The sequence below is a fragment of the Vibrio sp. 1249-1 genome (genome assembly GCF_033340495.1).
The window spans coordinates 398,634-418,465 of the sequence record NZ_JAWOWJ010000001.1; the positions used below are offsets into that span (position 1 = coordinate 398,634).

The following is a 19,832-nucleotide window of genomic DNA, read 5'->3' on the forward strand; positions in this document are numbered from 1 at the left end:
TGTTTTCACTAAGTTAATAATTATAGGATGTAAAAATAATTTTAATAATTCAGTCAAAGTGACGGTTGGCTTGGTGTTTATGCCTATTTTGTTGGTGTTAATGTCACGTTGAGAAAATATTTTTCAATAATATAATCTCGGGAAAATATATTTTGCCAAATTACTATGTTCGCTAAAAATACGCTGAAATTAACATTAGGTCTTACGCTTACATCTCTTTTATTGAGTGCATGTGGTGGTGGTGATGGAGGAGACAACACACCTCCAGCTAGAAGCAAAGGAAGCATTTCCGGTATGGTGTTTGACGCCCCAGTCAATGGCGCCAAGATTGAGGTTTTCGAGTTCAAAAATGGAAACTTAGGTCGGAAGTTGGCTAACACGACGTCTGATGCCTTCGGAAACTATCTGCTAGAGTTTGAATCGTCGTCAATGCCTCTTTTTGTTGTTGCAAAAGAGGGGAGTTATACCGATCCGTTTACAAATGAAACGGTATCTGTGAGCAATGCGAAGACACTTAAATTTGAAGGTGTTGTGAACTTTAAAGAGGGGAGTGAGCAAAAGTTAATGCTTACTCCGCTGTCGAACTTGGCAGCAGGCTTGGCAAAGTACAAAATTTCCCAGGGGGCCACAGATGAGAGTGCCTTTTCAACTGCTTTGGATAGTATCAATAGCATGTATGGTTTTGACGTAAATGAGACCAAACCTATTGATATTACCAAAGGTGGGCAAAGCAGTTTTGCTAGTACTGGGCATCAATACGGCGCTTTATTAACAGCATACTCGTCTTACTCTTACGATCTTATAAAAAAATACGGCAACAGCGATAACGTCTACACTTCAATGCATTTCGCTGACATCCAATATCGGGATGTTATTGCAGATGGTGTTCTTGATGGTCTTGAAGTGAGCCAGACTTCAGGAGCAGTGACTCCCCTCAGCTTTGGACAGAAAAAGATAAACAGCGACGTTTACACACGTGACTTATCTCAGCACGTTTTGATCGTGGTAAACGACCCAAGTATCAATATTTCTGGTACTGATGCTGCCGACTATGTCGACTTTAGTAAGAAGCTTAATGACTTAGGTACATATGGCAGTACAGATGGCGTCATTCCACCGCGAGATGGGACGGAGATTGATACCACAGCGCCTATCGTGACACGCATTGACCGTGATGTACTTGCAGGCACCGATAAAGTTGACCTAAAAATTGTTGATGATATCGGTGTAGAAGACGTATCCGCCTTTATTCAGTATCAGATTAATGGCTCTTGGTCTGGTGAATTTCAATGTAACGACATACAAGATTTTGGAAGCACATTCTGTTCGGTTGAATTTGATGATTTTGAAGTTGGCCTTCGAGAGACCAACGTTAAAGTTAACATTAATACCAAAGAGATCGATAGTGTAGATATGAACCCTGCCACAGGGCTCTCAAACGTAACAGCAGCACGGTTAGTCTTGTATACAGCGGATGTACTGGGTAATGAGTTAATTCCAGGCAGCCATTCGGGTCTTCATATCAACTTTGAATGGGATAACGATGCGCCTGTTATCGATATTACATCGGCGAGTGCAATTAATAACCAACTTAAAGAATACGTTCTGAAAGGGGTTGTAAAAGAAAGCTCGCAAGAGATTAGTTCGGTCAGTATTTCATTTAAAGATGGCTTACATGAGGGCGTCACATGTTCTCCTGTCACTGTAGAGTCTGGAAATGCTTGTGAGTTTAGTAAGGCTTACCCAACTGATGAATTCCTATCTACGACGGTCTTTGAGGTTCGAGCGAAGGATAGCAAAGGCAATACGGGCTCTGCGCAGCATGCAGTAAGTCGTGACGATCAAGCGCCAGCACAGACGATAACCTATCCTGAAGGTACGTCAATGACGTACGTAAATGTGGGTTTAGATGGTGAACGAACCACTTACGATGGTATCTACTCTCAAGATACGTACACCCCAGACAATGTTCAAGCAAGCCGCGATTTCCTGAAGATTGATTATGCGTACGCAAGTTTAGGGATTCAGAACTCATTAAAAGGGATAGATTTTAGTAACTTCAACGCTAATTTATTGAAAGAGAATAAAATCCCTTATGTTCGTGTGAAAGTTTCAGACGTAAACACCGATACGGTTTTAGGCTCCAACGCTAATAAGCTTAAGCTCGTCGTCAAGTACTTCGTAAGCCAAAACAACGATAACAACTACTCACTTCAGCAAGTTATTGACACAACCGCATCAGATGACGATTACATCGCAAAAATTCCGCACGAAACGCTGTTAGATAGCAATGGGCGAGTAGAGGATGTCATCTATTACATTCCTTTTGTAAGAGATATTTTTGGTGACAGCTTTAAATCGGTATCAGAAAACAGTAGTCAAAAGTTAGTCATTCAAACCGTCGATGAGTCTGATAACGAAAGCACTCCAAGAGAAGTATATTTTAGAAGTAGCTTTGACCTACCAACCATAAAAGTGGTGACACCATTTATTGGTGCGCGAGCTCAACTTGAAGGGTTGAGCCCAAGTGGTGAATTCACTTCACTTGCAAGTTGTACCACTATCCAGCAACTGGAAAGTGACCAGTCCATGGCTCTTGACGTAGCGAGCTGTGAAACCACAACTGACGTAGTGAATTATGATTTCATGCGTGTTCGTTTAATTGGTATCGAAGGCAGTGAGCCATATTATTACCAATGGAAAAGAGATCCAGGGACCAAGAAAGTAACGGTTGACTTAAACAAGGCCAATATTGGTGTGTATTTTAAGCTCAAAGGTTCTCAAACTTACTATATTACTGAACTATCGACATATCAGACTGGTTTGTTTGATTTCCAGTGGGATCAAGTGACAGCGGGAGAGAAAACTTCAGAACGTGCGATTCAAATTCTTGATGATGTGCGCTACGCGTTATCAGGTACGAATAACAACTCATTCTTTGGGTTTGACCCAACGGTTGTGTCTTATGCAACCAATGAAATGCTTACAACTAAAGCGATTCCAGACAAGCCATCAAATGACTATCTACACCGATTCCTTGTTGAAGCAATTGATAGTATTGCCGAGAGAATGCCAAGAAATAACTCATTAGATTTTGCATCTGCTATTTACGATGATTTTAGCTACGATGGAAAAGCAAATGGTGTAGGGGCAGGAGGAAGTCAAGTTACGCTCGATTCTTACACGTTTGGCGCTGAAACTTACCGAAAAGATCTGGCGCAATCCTATTATGAAATCATGGCGAGCAAATACGGTATTGAGACCAATATCGCGCAGCTCTATGCTGATGATGTTTCGATGGCTAATCCTGACTTAAATGGTAAGAACATTTTTGATACAGAGGGTAGCAGTATCGATACCTTGCCGCCGCAGCCAAAATTAACCATTGAAAGCGGTAGAGAGACGATGGTTGGTAATAGGCTTTATATCGCTGGCGAGGTTGTTTCTAAAATTGTCCTAGACGATCCTTCTGGTATTGTAGGAACCGACGCTCACGGCCCGAAGTTTAGCACGATGTGGTATCAAGCCAATGAGCCAAATATTGAAATACCACTGGACATCAACATCGTAGAAAACTCAGACAGCAGCAATGCTTATCGAAAAGAGTACTTCTTCACCCTTAACTCCCAGTCTAGTGAACTAAAAGATATTATAGAGTTTGCCGTGGAGACCAGTGCTATGGACCCACATGGCAATGCGTATGGTTACAATGGTAAATCTCCGTTTATAGAATCGGTGTTTATTGATAACGACTTCCCTAAGGCCAGTTACCTTCCACCGAATGATGTCGATGGTAAACCTGTAGAAAACGGTATTTATTTAAATGCGAACAATACTCATGAATTAACCTTCAAGGTTGAGGATATTGTTGGTGATAAGCTTGCCTCGAGGGGCCTTGTTTTCTACCAGCAAACCGGTGAAAAAGTAACATACACACCAGAAAACTTTGCAAGTAACTCGAAAGACGCGTTTAAAGTCAAACTATGTACGGGCGAGATTTGTTCAAATCAAGGCTCTACGATTTATCCTGGTGATGGAGATTGGTTAGTTGTTGCAGCAGCAGAGGACAACTTAGGTAACTCCGTTTCAGAGTTAACTAGCACCGCTCCGAGATTCAATATTCGTATCGACTCTGAAGCCCCTATTGTAAAAAGTGAGCAGGTTCAAAGCCGTTTAGGTGGTAATAACCAATGGGCACCTGTCATTGATTGGGGGACGTTAAGCTCTGGCAATAACGTAAAAATAGATTTGCGCCGCGGATCTGGTCAGGCTCTGACATTAGAAAGCTGTGACCCTCTAACAGAGGCGTGTGACGTACCATACCTAGTTGGTGAACAGCCTGACGTCAAAGTCCAACTGGTTTCAAAAGCATTTGATTACGATGAATGGAATGAGTTTTACGTCACTGCGACGGACAACGCTTACCCTGCCAATGTCAGTACAACAGGGAAATTCACATTCCAAGTCGATAACAAAGGCCCTGAAATCATCCTAAATACACCTTGGGTTGAAGACACATTGTCCAAAGAGAACTATGTCATAGGGCGTGAGTTCAACGTGCGGTTTAAATCCGTAATAGATGATTCAGACCTTGAGCAAGTCTCGCTGTATCAAAGTGGTAAAGATTCGCCAATTAAGACAATTGTGCCAACGGATTCATCTAAAGAGTTTGTCATGTCTCTGATCAAGAGTGACACAGATAAAATAGACATTTCTGAAGATGAAAAAACAACGTCATTGTATGTAAAAGCAACCGATATTTATGGTTTTGAGTCTAGTTCTAACGCGCACAAGGTTATTCTTGATCGTGATGGACCAACATTAGGATTAAGTGGTTTCAATGCGAATGACTACTACTTAGGTAACTATGTCTTTGACCTAACGGCTCTAGACCTAAATGCAAACGGTGATGTTTCAATTAATGGTGTCAATCGAGAAAGCCTAGAGTATTGGACGTTTAGCGATCTGGAGCCATTACCTGGCTCTCCCGGTACAAAAATCAATGAGGATCTCAAAGTGAGCCTTGGTGATTTAGGTTCGGGTACCCACAAGATTCGTTTAAAAGGGTCTGATGTTCGTGGCAACACAACCTTAACCAGTGATGAGCAAGATTTTACCGTCAAAGTGTACAACTCAATCCCGCAGGTGACGCTGGCGATGAGTTACACGGATGGAACGCCAATTACAAACAACACCATCTATCAAGATGGGAATATCGTACTTACGCTTGATATTGTTGATGATAGTGGCGTTGATCGAATTGACTCAACGTATAGATTTTCTGGTGAGCAAAACGGGACTAACTTTACGTTCTCAGAAACCGCAGATGGCACTTGGACCGCAACGTTGCTTTCTACACAAATTGCCAAAGATGGTAATTATGAACTTGATATCAAGGTTTATAACAAAGTTCGTTACCTTGATGAAAAAGACCGAAAGGTTGGAAAAGTAAACCAAACCTTTAGCGTACAGCGTGAAGGCGTGGTTCTAACAGTTGAAAGCCCGCTGGACTTCCAAAATTACTTATCTGATGGTGTTCTTGATGTCACCTTTACTACATTGAGTGCGGTCAAAGCCAAAACGTTAGAGTGTTGGGTTCGTGAAGAATACAACTCTCTAGATGCGCCACCAACTAATGAGCAACCAACTTCTGGTGTTATCAACGTATCGCAAGAACCTTACAGTTGTAGTGTCAATGTTGGGCAAAACATGACCAAAGCACCTGTTACTTTGATCACTAAAACCTTGGGTACAAATGGGCGTGAAACGATCAACAAGTTCAATTTCTCGATGGTGGATATTGATGCACCGACAGTCGTCGATGGTAACTCATACAGTTTTAAAGGAAGTGATGTTTGGTTTGATGAAGCTTTGAAGAAGAAGATGCTCACATTTGAGCTCTCTTTTAATGATGCTTTATCAGGCGTGAATACCGAAAGTTCAGATGAATATCCAAAGTTGGTTCGTAATCTTGGCAACAAAGCTTATACACCAACGACTTGTGCCAAAGGTGTTGGAAATATCAAGTGTACGTATTCTGCATCCTATGCCGATATTATTGATGGCCTGAGTACAACTCAAGAATACAAAATCAAGAACTTATCTGATTTAGCAGGAAACTTGACGCCAGAGCACGATCTACTGCTTGAATTACCTAAAGGTTCGGTAGTCGTTGAAATTACTGATCCGGTTGGAAACACAACCATTAATGGTCAGCAGCTTGTCGCCAAATTCAGAATTAAGCTGTATGAAAACTCTAGACTAGACAATGTGATGGCCAGGTTTGGAACGGAATCCTACAACTATAAAGATAATCCGGAGAAGTTTGCACAATTAGAGGTGTGTGCAGATGATCCAACCTACAAGTGTTCAACATTTACAAGTGAACTTCCTAGCGATGCGGATGGAAAAACGATCAGGACAACGATTACAGCAACGGATGTTTGGTCGAGAGTCGGTGAAGCGACCGTTGATATTAAAGTTGACAATACATCTCCAAGTGTTGGCGATGAGATTATCGTAACTGAATCGCCAACAAATCCAGATAATGTTCGTTTTCGTTTCGACATAACGGACACTGGTAGCAGCCTGGCAAAAGTAAACTATTCGGTTTTAAACCCAAGCTATCAAGAAGAAAGAGTAGAGGATGGGAACGGTTCATCTACGTACTTTGAACTATCAAAATCTCAGTTAGAGGGGCGTGGTTCAATCACAGTTGATATCAAAGCAACAGATAGTGTTGGGCTATATTCAGACATCAGAAAAGTCATTGATATTAGTGTTCCTAAAGTCACGATTGATTTCGATGGAATTACGAGTTTGCAGGGTGGGAAACTGTTTTTAACCAAGGCGAGCCAGCCGTTTACGGTATCTACGGTGGAAGGAGAAAGAGTGAAAGCTTCACAATACTCTGTGGAGCTTATTCCAAGTCTCGGTGATTCCTTACGTTACTCTGGTGATATTGTTTCATCCAGTGGCAATGGAATGATGAACTTTGCCGTCGATAACCAAGGGTCATATACCCTTAAAGTGACAGTGACGGACTCAGTTGGAAGAGAGAATACAAGCTTTGAATTACTAGGAAAAAGTTATGATGGAAAGGTTATCGAGTCTATTGTTGATTATGACGCTCCAAGTATTTCCGGCTTAAGTGCTAATCAAACCTCTAAGGTGCCGACAAACGATAAGTATCAACTAGAAATTAGTGCATACATTACAGATAAAAATTTAAATCTCGTCACGTCAAAAGCGGTGAGTGGTGGCAGCACTGTGGCTCCTCAAGCGATTACTGAGCCGACAACCGAAGCGGGGCCTTATGTCATAAGCTATTTGTTACCGAAAGGCGATCATACGATCACGGTGGCAGCAACAGACAAGGTGGATAACAAGAGTGAAAGTTCTATTGACGCGCATGTGGAAGCGGCAACCGTTCCCGGGCTAAGTATCTCTACCGCCTCAAGCGCCCCTCTTTTTGGAGGCGAAGAGATTACGCTTGCGTTTAACTTTACAGAAGAAGTTACGAACTTTGATATCTCAGATGTCCATCTTGTCGCTAGTGATAGCGGTGCAACAGGAACGTTAAAACAAGATACTTGGTCGACTTCAGACAATATTACGTGGACGGTTAACTATGTCAGCCCAGAAAAACAAGATAAAAATATCACTATTCAGGTAGAAGACAATAGCTATCAAAGTACCAACACAATTCCTGGAAAAGGAAGCAGCTTAAGTATTGCGGTTGAAGGAATCTTACCAAAACTAACCAATGTGACATTTAACCCCGAGCATCAGAGTGTGGGTCAAAGCGTGAATGTATCGCTTGAGTTTGATAAAGAGCTCCAAGAGGCGACCGCTACGCTTGGCGGCAATCGCATTAGTTCTCTGTCAGCAACGGCAGATAAAAAGGTCTGGGTTGGTGATGTACAAGTTCCGAGCACCGCGCTGTTAAGTGTCGACTTGGTTGTTAGTCAATTTAAAGATTTGACTGGCAACATAGGTGAGGATAACACCGCTCACGAATTACCGATCACGCCAACCTTAGCCATCACGCCAGTGGGCAATGTGGATGAAACGCATGCCGCCACGCTACAATTCGAAGGCACGTCGACACGTTTTGACGGTCAGTCCCTGCGTCTTGAAGTAAAAGCCCAAGGCAGCGCGACGGTATTGAAAAGCAGCAGTGCGACGGTACAAGCCGGTGGCAATTGGACCAGTGACGCGATTGATATGAGTCACCAAACCAACGGCACTTATACCGTGATTGTGACAGGGACGAACTCAGCCGGCATTGAAGTGAGTGAAAGCCAGAGCTTTACACTGGCGCAGTCTCTGCCAACGCTGACTAACGTGACGTTTACGCCTGAGCACCAAGCCATCGGCCAAAGCGTGACGGTGACGCTGGAATTCGATAAAGATCTGCAATCCGCCGCAGCGGAGTTAGGTGGCACGACGATCACCTCATTAATGGCAACCGCGGACCCAAGTGTTTGGACTGGTGATGTAGTGGTACCAGACTCGTCAGAGCTGAATGTGGCGTTACTAGTTCGTGACTACCAAGACTTATCAGGGAATACCGGTAGCCAGAACACGGCTTACTCCATGCCGATCACGCCGACCTTAGTTATTACGCCAGTGGGCAATGTGGATGAAGCGCATGCCGCCACGCTACAATTTGAAGGTACGTCGACACGTTTTGATGGTCAGTCCCTGCGTCTTGAAGTGAAAGCCCAAGGCGGCGCGACGGTATTGAAAAGCAGCAGCGCAACGGTACAAGCCGGTGGCACTTGGACTAGTGACGCAATGGACATGAGTCACCAAACCAATGGCACTTACATCGTGATGGTGACGGGGACGAACTCAGCGGGCATTGAAGTGAGTGAAAGCCAGAGCTTTACACTGGCGCAGTCTCTGCCAATGCTGACTAACGTGACGTTTACGCCTGAGCACCAAGCCATCGGCCAAAGCGTGACGGTAACGCTGGAATTCGATAAAGATCTGCAATCCGCCGCGGCGGAGTTAGGTGGCACGACGATCACCTCGTTAGTGGCAACCGCGGACCCAAGTGTTTGGACTGGTGATGTAGTGGTACCAGACTCGTCAGAGCTGAATGTGGCGTTACTAGTTCGTGACTACCAAGACTTATCAGGAAACACCGGTAGCCAGAACACGGTTTACTCCATGCCGATCACGCCGACCTTAGCCATCACGCCAATGGGAAATGTGGATGAAACGCATGCCGCCACGCTACAATTTGAAGGTACGTCGACACGTTTTGACGGTCAGTCCCTGCGTCTTGAAGTAAAGGCCCAAGGCAGCGCGACGGTATTGAAAAGCAGCAGTGCGACGGTACAAGCCGGTGGCAATTGGACCAGTGACGCGATTGATATGAGTCACCAAACCAACGGCACTTATACCGTGATGGTGACGGGGACGAACTCAGCCGGCATTGAAGTGAGTGAAAGCCAGAGCTTTACACTGGCGCAGTCTCTGCCAACGCTGACTTACGTGACGTTTACGCCTGAGCACCAAGCCATCGGCCAAAGCGTGACGGTAACGCTGGAATTCGATAAAGATCTGCAATCCGCAGCGGCGGAGTTAGGTGGTACAACGATCACTTCATTAATGGCAACCGCGGACCCAAGTATTTGGACTGGTGATGTGGTGGTACCAAGCACGTCAGAGCTCAATGTGGCGTTGCTTGTTCGTGACTACCAAGATTTATCAGGGAATACCGGTAGTCAGAACACGGCTTACTCCATGCCGATCACGCCAACCTTAGCCATCACGCCAGTGGGTAATGTGGATGAAACGCATGCCGCCACGCTACAATTCGAAGGTACGTCGACACGTTTTGACGGTCAGTCCCTGCGTCTTGAAGTGAAAGCCCAAGGCGGCGCGACGGTATTGAAAAGCAGCAGCGCAACGGTACAAGCCGGTGGCACTTGGATCAGTGACGCAATGGACATGAGTCACCAAATCAATGGCACTTATACTGTGATGGTGACGGGGACGAACTCAGCGGGCATTGAAGTGAGTGAAAGCCAGAGTTTTACATTGGCGCAGTCTTTGCCAACGCTGACTAACGTGACGTTTACGCCTGAGCACCAAGCCATCGGCCAAAGCGTGACGGTAACGCTAGAATTCGATAAAGATCTGCAATCCGCCGCAGTGGAGTTAGGTGGTACAACGATCACTTCATTAGTGGCAACCGCGGACCCAAGTGTTTGGACTGGTGATGTGGTGGTACCAAGCACGTCAGAGCTCAATGTGGGGTTGCATGTTCGTGACTACCAAGACTTATCAGGAAATACCGGTAGTCAGAACACGGCTTACTCCATGCCGATCACGCCAACCTTAGCTATTACGCCAGTGGGTAATGTGGATGAAGCGCATGCAGCCACGCTACAATTTGAAGGTACGTCGACACGTTTTGATAGTCAGTCCCTGCGTCTTGAAGTAAAAGCCCAAGGCAGCGCGACGGTATTGAAAAGCAGCAGTGCGACGGTACAAGCCGGTGGCAATTGGACCAGTGACGCGATGGATATGAGTCACCAAACCAACGGCACTTATACCGTGATGGTGACGGGGACGAACTCAGCGGGCATTGAAGTAAGTGAAAGCCAGAGCTTTACACTGGCGCAGTCTCTGCCAACGCTGACTAACGTGATGTTTACGCCTGAGCACCAAGCCATCGGTCAAAGCGTGACGGTAACGCTGGAATTCGATAAAGATCTGCAGTCCGCCGCAGCGGAGTTAGGTGGCACGACGATCACCTCATTAGTGGCAACCGCGGACCCAAGTGTTTGGACTGGTGATGTGGTGGTACCAAGCACGTCAGAGCTGAATGTGGCGTTGCTTGTTCGTGACTACCAAGACTTATCAGGAAATACCGGTAGTCAGAACACGGCTTACTCCATGCCAATTACACCGACAATACACCTAGACGTTATCAACGATGTTACTGGAGTGGAAAGCGTGACAGTAAGTGGTAGCAGTGAACGATTTGAAGATGGTGAGTTCATAGATATCAAAGCAGTCGACGCTGATGGTACAGAAGCCACAGGCATGGCAACCGTGCTTTCAGACTCATGGACAACTGATTTAGATCTTTCAGGACTGAAGGAGGGGGTAGTGACGATTTATGTAAATGGTACCAACAAGCTTTCCGCCTCTGCCGAAGAGGCTCAAGCAACATTTAACTATGATCGTTTCGCAAGTACAGCCTCCTTAGGTGCTGTTTACAACCGATATTTTAGTGATAACAAAACTTTAAAAAATGCGGCATAAATAAAGCGAGCGTTTAGCTCGCTTTATTTCTTTGGGACTTTTTGTGATATTTATCAAAATAATTGCCTTTATTGATAAGTTACTCGAATTAATGAATCGTCTTAATACAAGGCTGAATAACTATAATAACTAGGCCAATGTTGCTTTTAGGTGTGTATGACGTGATTGTGATGGTCGCTCGGCAGGAGCTGTGGTGAATGTGTCGCGTTGAAAATCTTTTTAAATATTATATATTTATGCTCGTTTCTATACTCTGAGTATAGTGTTCTGCATGAGGTTGATGGGTAATACCTCGCCTCTTTAACTCGCGATGAAGCAAATTTAATCCTAGCAAGCTTCAGAGCAGTTACTTTTGTGAGTGCGTAATGCGCTCACCTTTTTATTTAAACTTCCTCAGTAACAGTCAATTTGTTGTTTGTTGCTGAGGAGGGCACCTCATAAACTTCTGAATTTCCTCGTGCTTACCTGAAGCGCACGTGACTACAATTTTTGTTAACTTCAGTCCATAAATTAAATTTTTTTAGATAGTAAGATTTTACCATTTTGACTGAGTGGGTGATGTTACTGGCTTTTACTGTGGTCAAATCGCATGTTTTGATAGCAAAAATCACCATTTTTTTAGTGTTTTTGATTTCGGGCGATTTTTCTATCTCGTTGAAAATAAATGGCTAAGTAAGTAGGATACGCAGACCAAATCGTACTTGTAAGCCTTATCAGCTTAATTGTCACCGCAGCCATATTTACGATGTTGGTTGTGGAGAATTCAAATGCATTTAGTTTGCAAATTTATACCTAGCTCGAAGCTATCCTCCAACGAGCTATCTTATGTTCTTACACCGGACGAGTGTATAGGACAGCTTTCGCGTTTGCGAAATTCAGATGACATCCTTAGAAACCTCCCTAAAGAATTGGCGCAAAAGATTTCCATCTCTGCCAAAAACACGACCAGCGCATTGCTAGCTGCGATAAGAATCGAATTGGGGAAGGGCAATTGGGTGTCATTATCTACCGTTGCTCGTCGTTCGCCATTGACGGACTCTCAGCTGCAAAGCTTCCCTAGACTTAAATCACTCGTTGACTCTGTATCTGCTTCGAATGAAAGCAAAGCTTTTAAAGCAGGATACAAGCAGGTTACCGACGATGTTGCTTTAGTTCGTAGTTACACGCATGTACCTTCTGAGCCAAGCCCAGATCAAAAAATCGTTGTCGAGTTTGCAGGGCAGTGGTCTAGTAATGCAGCATGTTTGATGTTGGGTAAAACGGACGCTCAAAAAGAAAAAGTGACTGTAGGCAAGGCCGATACAAAAAACAAACACCGCAGCCTCGCGACGTTTAAAGATCTCGAAGCTGAGGGCAAAACGCTCTATATCAAAATCCCTTGTTCCGACCAACCTCAGCCAATCTTGCTTAAACTCGCCGAAGACCTGCAACCCGTTGATAAAGAAACTCAGATGGATGAGTGGGACAACGTGTTGGTGCCAGTAGTTCCAGTTCATAAGAGTGATTCAGGGTATGTATCTATTGATCGCGGTTATATTTATGTCGTTTGGCAATCAGAAGTTTGGCGAGAAATCCAAGTTCAAAACGACGGACGCTTTTCTGATGTCGATCTATCACTCTACCAAAGCACTAAGTCCTCGCCTCAAAGATCAGTCGATATTAGCTTATATGACGAAGACTCCGAAGCATTTCTGTCAGGGGAAGCGTTTCAGTTGTACCAAGACGGTAAAAAAGTCTTTGAGGGTGTGTTGGACGAATATGCTTGCGCCCGTGTTTTTGGTCTTACTGCAGAAGAAGTTGAGGTAGTGGTCGCGGGTTGGCCCAACGAAGGCGAAACATACACAGAATTACTTCAAACCGAATTGAGTCCATTTAAGGCTGGAAGTAAAACAAAGAGAGAGCCGCTTGGTGTTCCTTTGCCTCATATTTGGCTTCCATACAAAATAAACGGCAGCGTACAAAGTGATGTTGCTCTTTATTATTCTCGGGCTCAACTCAATACTCAGCAACTCAATGAATTAAAGAGCGGGAATAACGAGAAAGCGATTAAAGTAGACCTCAGTGATTATTCTTTTGCTCATAACTTTGATGCGAGCTCCGAACCTGTGATTTCGCTGCCGAATCTAGATACTCAAGCGCCAAGCAAATCAGATTACAATATCATCAGCCAAAACGAGCAAGGTGTTGCTGCTGCTGTTGTTAACTCACCAAGTGAAGGCATTGTAATAACGTATAAAAGTAACCCTCAGTGCGATCAACCGGATGATTTTTTCCAACTGACGTGTGTTGATGAGACATGGAGCCAAAAGATTTTTTTGCGCGAGGCTGAGTTTGTTGATCAGTATTGTAAAGAAGTCGTGTTTAGTGGTTGGTTACCAGAAGTTAAAAGGGTCAATCTAACCCGTCATTGCCGATCTCATAACTCAGATAAAACGGTCTTAATGTCAGTAATTTATCAAGACATTGAACTCACGGAACTATTATAAAATGAAACGAACAACGTTAAGTATCATGCTTCTGTCGACAGCTATGTTATTAACAGGCTGTGGTGACGAAAGTAATCAAACTTCGAATACTGCAACAACACAATCCGTAGAAAAAGAACCCGCTCAAAAGGCTTGTTATAACGTTGCTCAAGCGACATCACTTGAACGTAAAGAAGTGATAGGACCACGCTGCCAATGGCAAAGTGAGCACAACTTTATTGTTTACTCTGAAGATCTGTCCAAGCCAGAATATCCAGGCACGGTTCCTGTCAAACCGGGCTACGCGGTTCGCCGTGCAAAAGAGTGGCCTCGTGAAGATTTATCTGATGCAAGCTCCTATGACAAACCTCGTATTCAGTTTTGGTGGAATAATGTCAGCTCTCGAGACCCTCTCGTAAATGAATACGAAAATGGCTACAAAATTTGGAGCATGAAAATTGATGGGACAGATTTACGCTTAGTCACAGATGATATACCAAGTACAGCGTCACCACAGAACTATGTCACGAGTCGTTCCCCCAATAATCGTTATGTGGCTTATGCCTATAGTTTTGGTGGGCCTTTGATAAAGGCGATCTTTGACTTAGAAACGCAGCAGACCATTCAACTGGGCAGCGCGAGTACCAAGCCATATCTGGTCTGGGCGGATGATTCTAGCTACATCTATTTCTCAGATGGTTTTAAACGTTTTAAATACACACTTGCGACGGGAACCAAAGAAGAGGTAGATGTACCGTTGTCTGAAGATACGGTCATTGTAGATGGCAAGTTAATCAATGCTGCGGGCTTGGGGGTGGGGGTTTATGACGCCAAGACACTCAAACGCTTATACACTATTTTGCCTGAAAAAGAGTTTGAAGACTCCGTCGATATTGAGAAGCGCATCTACCGCCAAATTGCTATCAGCCCCAATGGTAAATATGTATGGGGAATAAACTCGTATCGTAAGGTGCTGATCAACGTACAGGATAAAACTTGGCTTGCGTTTTCTAATGACGGAGATGAAAAGAAAGTTTATGCGGAAGTTGATAACATTAGTAATAACGGTAATGAGACACAAACTGGCACAGCTTTAATAATGATCAGGCGTTATGGGCCAGATTACCGATATAAGATGAATGGCGAAGGCGCACAAGGCTGGAAAGTGGTTCAATCGGGTCGAATTGCAAAAACACCTGTACTTTACAACGCTGATGCTAATGGTGGGCGTTTTCTGGAGGTAGATAGCGATGAGTAATGACTTTAAGCATTTACCGACAGACATCTATTTGTTTGGTGTCGATTTTCCTAATGTTGGAGATGCACAGAACCCTCGATATAAAGCACTCAATATTGAAAAAGACCTGACCTCATTGGAAGAGTTGAAAAATGTTCGCCCTATGTCACGGCTTCCCATTGCCATAAATTTAGGTAAGGAAAGCGCAGCCCTTTGGGCGACAGACGATTTAGGCCGTTTACATGTGCTGGGTGATTCAACGCAGAAAAACCAAAAAACCAATATCAATCAGGTTTTGGCACTGCGTTCGCCAGTACATGAATTAACGCAGAAGACGTATAAGTTGTCTTTTCCCGAATGGTCAATGCTGACAGAGTTAGCGATTGGTGCGCAGAGTAAGGCTCGCCCAATAAAAAAGGCGTGTGCAGACCTTGCCTCTATCTTAGAAAAGCTAAGGGGGTATGGCGGTGATCAAGCGCTTAACTCGCTTGAAAAAAAAGTGGAATACGCTGTCACAGAAGTAAAGCGTTCACAACTTGCGCCTAAATATGAAGCGGGCACTCAAGCACTAACTGATGAGCAAGTTACATATAACAAATGGTATGACTCTGTTCCTGAAGATAAGCCAATTCGTGGCTTTATCGTGCCGACTTTTTCATTTCTCGCTGTAGCATTCTCAACACAAGAGTATGCTGATGCAATTGTTAAAGTCACTCGTTTTGATGAGGAGACCGGACAGCATCTCAACCTGCAAGATGAAAAAATCATAACGCAAGCACAACTTGATGAAACCAGCGTTTCGCGTCGTCCAATAGCTTTGTTTCCGTTGGCGTCGGACGTTTTTACTAATGGCATGTACACCATTGAGGTGATTTTCGACCAGAAGCTTGGAGTTGAAATTCCCGAATTTGCGCAGAATGCCACCAATGTAACCAAAGAGTACGATGATTTCGGTATCGTTACTAAAGTCAGTTACGAGCTACGAGAGTACATCACGCTTAGCCAAACGACACCGTTTGGTAAGATTGCGGTTGTTGCGGGCGACATGATCTCACTTGAAGAGTCTTTGATATACCAATTTCCTACGCAGTTTAAAGCTCTACAAGCCTTCCGAATGGGGGAGCTTGAAAACTTAGAGAATAGTGGAACGACCGCCAGTATGAGTGCTGCACTTTGGGAGATTGGCACAAAAGTTACACCAAGTTTGGTCAATGCTGGCATTAATATTCATCAAAACCCGTCAAGTAAACATGACGTGATTGGAAGTTTAGCAAATACGTTTTGGGGGCAAGTAGACAAGGGCGCTTTACCCCCAGCCATGATTTCTGCATTAGAGTTTTCATTTGGGGTATCGGCGACTGCAGCAGCTTACCAAACTCTTCAAGATTTACGCCAAGCAGCATCGGAATCTGAGCGTGCAGCTCAAGTGGGCTTAAAAACGCTTCTCAAAGAGAAAGGGTTTGATAAAAGTAAGTTCTTTACTAAGGTTATTGAACCCGCGAGAAATGGTAATGCCCACGTTGTGGCGGGGAGTGCTGCTAGAACGTGGTTGACAGGTAACGGCAGTGTCAAAAGCTTTTTGTCGCCCTTTGCTGGTGCTGGGCTCAATGCAATTAACACTTTCTATGAGATAAAAGAGATCACTGACAAAAGCGAGCAATTACGCTTAGCAGAAGAGAAAGCTAAACTCAGGAAAAGTTATTTTGAGCAGGTATCACGCGATTATCTGAACTGGGTACCAGTCTGGAAAGAAAGTCTGAAGAGTGGGGAATTACTACTTAAGCAAATCATAGATAAGTTAGGCGACAATGTAACGTTTACTGACAGCATTCCTAATGACGTTGCTGAAGACAGTGCAATGTTTGTTAAAGACCATAAAGGTGCTGGTTTACGCTTGGTTTTTCCTTTTGATAACAACCAGGTTCAAGCCCCGCACTTGTCATATCTATCTGCTGTCGATAAAGAATTATCTAAGATTCCAAATGCCGTTGTTGAAATCGAAGGGCATGCCTGTCAAAACGGTGATTCAGAATATAACCAAAACCTTTCGCAACAGCGAGCGCAGCATGTTGCTGAGTTCTTTTCTTCAGTCAGTGATATTCGATTCTTTGGCGAACGTCGACCAATAGTCGAGGTACCAAACAACGAAATCAAACGCGAAAACGCGCAACTTAATATTAACCGACGTGTTGAAGTTCGAATCTACCTCCAAGAGTTTGCGGCGAGAATTCCACCGAGTCGACTCGGCTTTAAGGCTATGGAGCAAGCGCGTTTAGCTCAGTTAAATGCGAACTTGGGAGAAGAAGCAATTGCAAAAGAGCTCAAGCTAGCTATCTTCGAGATGATCGTTGGTATGGCTTGCTATGTTCCTATAATAGGGCAGGCAGCAAGAGGCTTTTTCGTTGTCAAAGAAGGCGGAAAAATGCTGATGAGTGGTGCCCAGTTGCTTGACTCTGCACTCTTTGATTATTACTTGTCTTCTTACAACGAGGTTAGAAAAAGCGTATCTGCAATTGAACAACTTAGCCATGAAACCACAGAGATTATTGATTCATTGGCTGAGATTAATACGCAATTGACTGAGGTGTATTTTACGTCATCAGATGCGTTAGTTGAGCACTTAGGAAAAGCTACGGGTGCAAAGGAGCTGATTAAGCGCTATCAACGCCGTGCACTTGCTATTAATGGTTTGGTGCTTTTGATTCAAAGAGCTTGTGCTGAGGGCGAACAAGAGTTCACAGAACAGTGGCGAATATTAGCTATCGATGAATACATTCAGCGATATATTGAAACCGATGGTTGGATATTAAACACAGAGTTAAAAGAAAACTTGTGCAACTTGTGGATCCAAGAACTCATGCGTCGTGAGGGACGCAAGCAATTAGTTGAAAGTTACGGTGAAGAAATAGCTGAACAAATCATTACTCGTAACAAAGCCAACTATATTGCTCCAAAAAGGAAAGACGTTTCTGGGGCGTTTAATGTCGCGTTTCCAGTGCAAGACAAGCTCTATAATCGCGATCAACAACGAGGCTTAGTGGAGTTTGCGACACAGTTTAATGTTGAGTCTAAAAAATTATCAGAAGAGGACCTAGGGTTCGTTAGGTTATTAGTCTCTGAGCCTCATGACAACTCTAAATGGGTCACCTTTGATGAGTGGGAGAAGGTACGATTAAAAGCAAATAAAAAGGTGCGATTATCGCCTTTCCACCGTTTGAAGTGGCAAATGGTGTTAGGCAAACAAAGTCTGAAACAGATGACGTCAAATGTGTTTCAGTGTGAGATGTCTTATCAGCGCACTGACGGTTTACTTAATACCAGTGGACCTAAGTTTAATTTGATGTTCAAGCCGATGAAACACGAGGAATTTAGTGTAGATCCCAAAGGTGAGTTGGCCGAATTTTTTGAGGCGGAAAAAGCAGACGGCAAAGTCCTTATTGGTTGTGAGTTTGAACCGTATTTTTACTTTGGCGATGATGTCTTCTCTGGAGTGAAGCCTTTGATCGCTAAGCACGATTTAGTCGATTATAGCGGATACTTATCTCAAGTTGCTCTCGGTCCGATTTTTGGGCAGGTGATAAAAATTGACTCCCAACAAGATGTACTCAAAGAATATGTAAACAGCGGTGGCTTCAAAAATATGACCTATGAGTTCACTCTATCTGGAAGCAACTATAAGCTACCAGTACGAGTGGACAAGACAGTCGGACGATTTATTACGTCACCTAGACAGATTCCTGTAGGAGTCGATACAAACCATAACTATACACTCTCTGCTAAATCGGGCTTTATTGCGAACGGAAATAGTGTGTCAGAGAAAGATTTGTTAACGCTAGATTTTGTCTTACATAGTAAAGTTCATAAAGGCCCGACAAAGCCTGTTATCGATGACATTAAGCACAGTGCGATTGCGGTCAACTACGGAAATAAACGACAGTTTATGAACGAAGACAGTATGTTCACTACTGCTGATGAGCTCAAAGGTTTTGATTGGACTTCGAATAAGTCATTCGCTATGGAAGTTATGCTTATTGGTGGCAAGCACAGAAAAGAGTCGTATGAGGGACAAAACCTCGAATGGCAAAGTGTTCCAGTTTCACTAAAGCTATCTACTACTTTTGATAATGAAGCCGTATTCGGATCTGAAACTACCGCTGGTCCTGAGTATCTAAGTAACCTTACTTATATTGGGATACTAAAGAAAGACGGTTCTAAATGGACGCTAGATGACAGCGATGTGATTAACAAAAATATAGACGCAGATTTTGTCTCTGAGGCTCTATCCAACATAGACATGGATGAAGATTTCGATGGTAAGGTGGTCTACGCGTCTCGTTTCGAGTTCGCATTTAAAGCGCTGAACGGGCAAGAAATCAAGGGGCTTCGACCATTTGGACCCGTTGTCTCGACATCTGGTCGATTCCAAGAAGCAGTTCTAAAGGTGTCCTCTCTAGTACAACGTAATACAGCGGAAAAAACGCCGTTTAAACTTGAAAGCTTTGAGATGTCGTTGGGCAGGCAGTACAAAAATGTAGATGAGTTATCTTATTTTTCTGATTGTGAAGACCCAAGCTATAAAGTTGATAAAGATATGTACATCAACTGGGCAAAACTGAAACCTGAAGAGCGTACAGAACGTTTGGTAACTTGGATTAGAGACCCATACTTAGCAACTATCATTGAAGCGTCGATTCTCAATAAATAAAAAAACCGCCTTCGGGCGGTTTTTCTTTTCTTATCAATGGAAACTGAAGTAAGATTTCTCGCTTCTCGCTTCTCGCTTCTCGCTTCTCGCTTCTCGCTTCTCGCTTCTCGCTTCTCGCTTCTCGCTTCTCGCTTCTCGC

Annotated in this window: 4 protein-coding genes; all 4 read left to right on the plus strand. The window is 43.8% G+C overall.

What is annotated here, in order from left to right; genetic code table 11:
- Nucleotides 1-165: 165 nt before the first annotated feature.
- The 4 genes from R7Z50_RS01870 (at nt 166) to R7Z50_RS01885 (ending at nt 19,693) form a co-directional block, all read left to right on the plus strand.
- Entirely contained in the window at nt 166-11,286 is an 11,121-nt protein-coding gene (locus tag R7Z50_RS01870) for a tandem large repeat (protein WP_318148828.1), read from the plus strand.
- A gap of 767 nt (nt 11,287-12,053) precedes the next feature.
- A complete protein-coding gene (locus tag R7Z50_RS01875; RefSeq protein ID WP_206970266.1) occupies nt 12,054-13,772 on the plus strand; it encodes a hypothetical protein in 1,719 nt (572 codons plus the stop codon).
- Nucleotide 13,773: 1 nt separating this feature from the next.
- The gene (locus R7Z50_RS01880; RefSeq protein WP_038893414.1) at nt 13,774-15,009 is read left to right on the plus strand and encodes a TolB family protein; all 1,236 of its coding nucleotides are present in this window, start codon (nt 13,774-13,776) and stop codon (nt 15,007-15,009) included.
- Nucleotides 15,002-19,693 (plus strand): OmpA family protein, encoded by a 4,692-nt coding sequence (locus tag R7Z50_RS01885; RefSeq protein ID WP_206970264.1) that lies wholly within the window; start codon nt 15,002-15,004, stop codon nt 19,691-19,693. The genes R7Z50_RS01880 and R7Z50_RS01885 overlap by 8 nt, the downstream gene beginning before the upstream one ends.
- Nucleotides 19,694-19,832 lie beyond the last annotated feature (139 nt).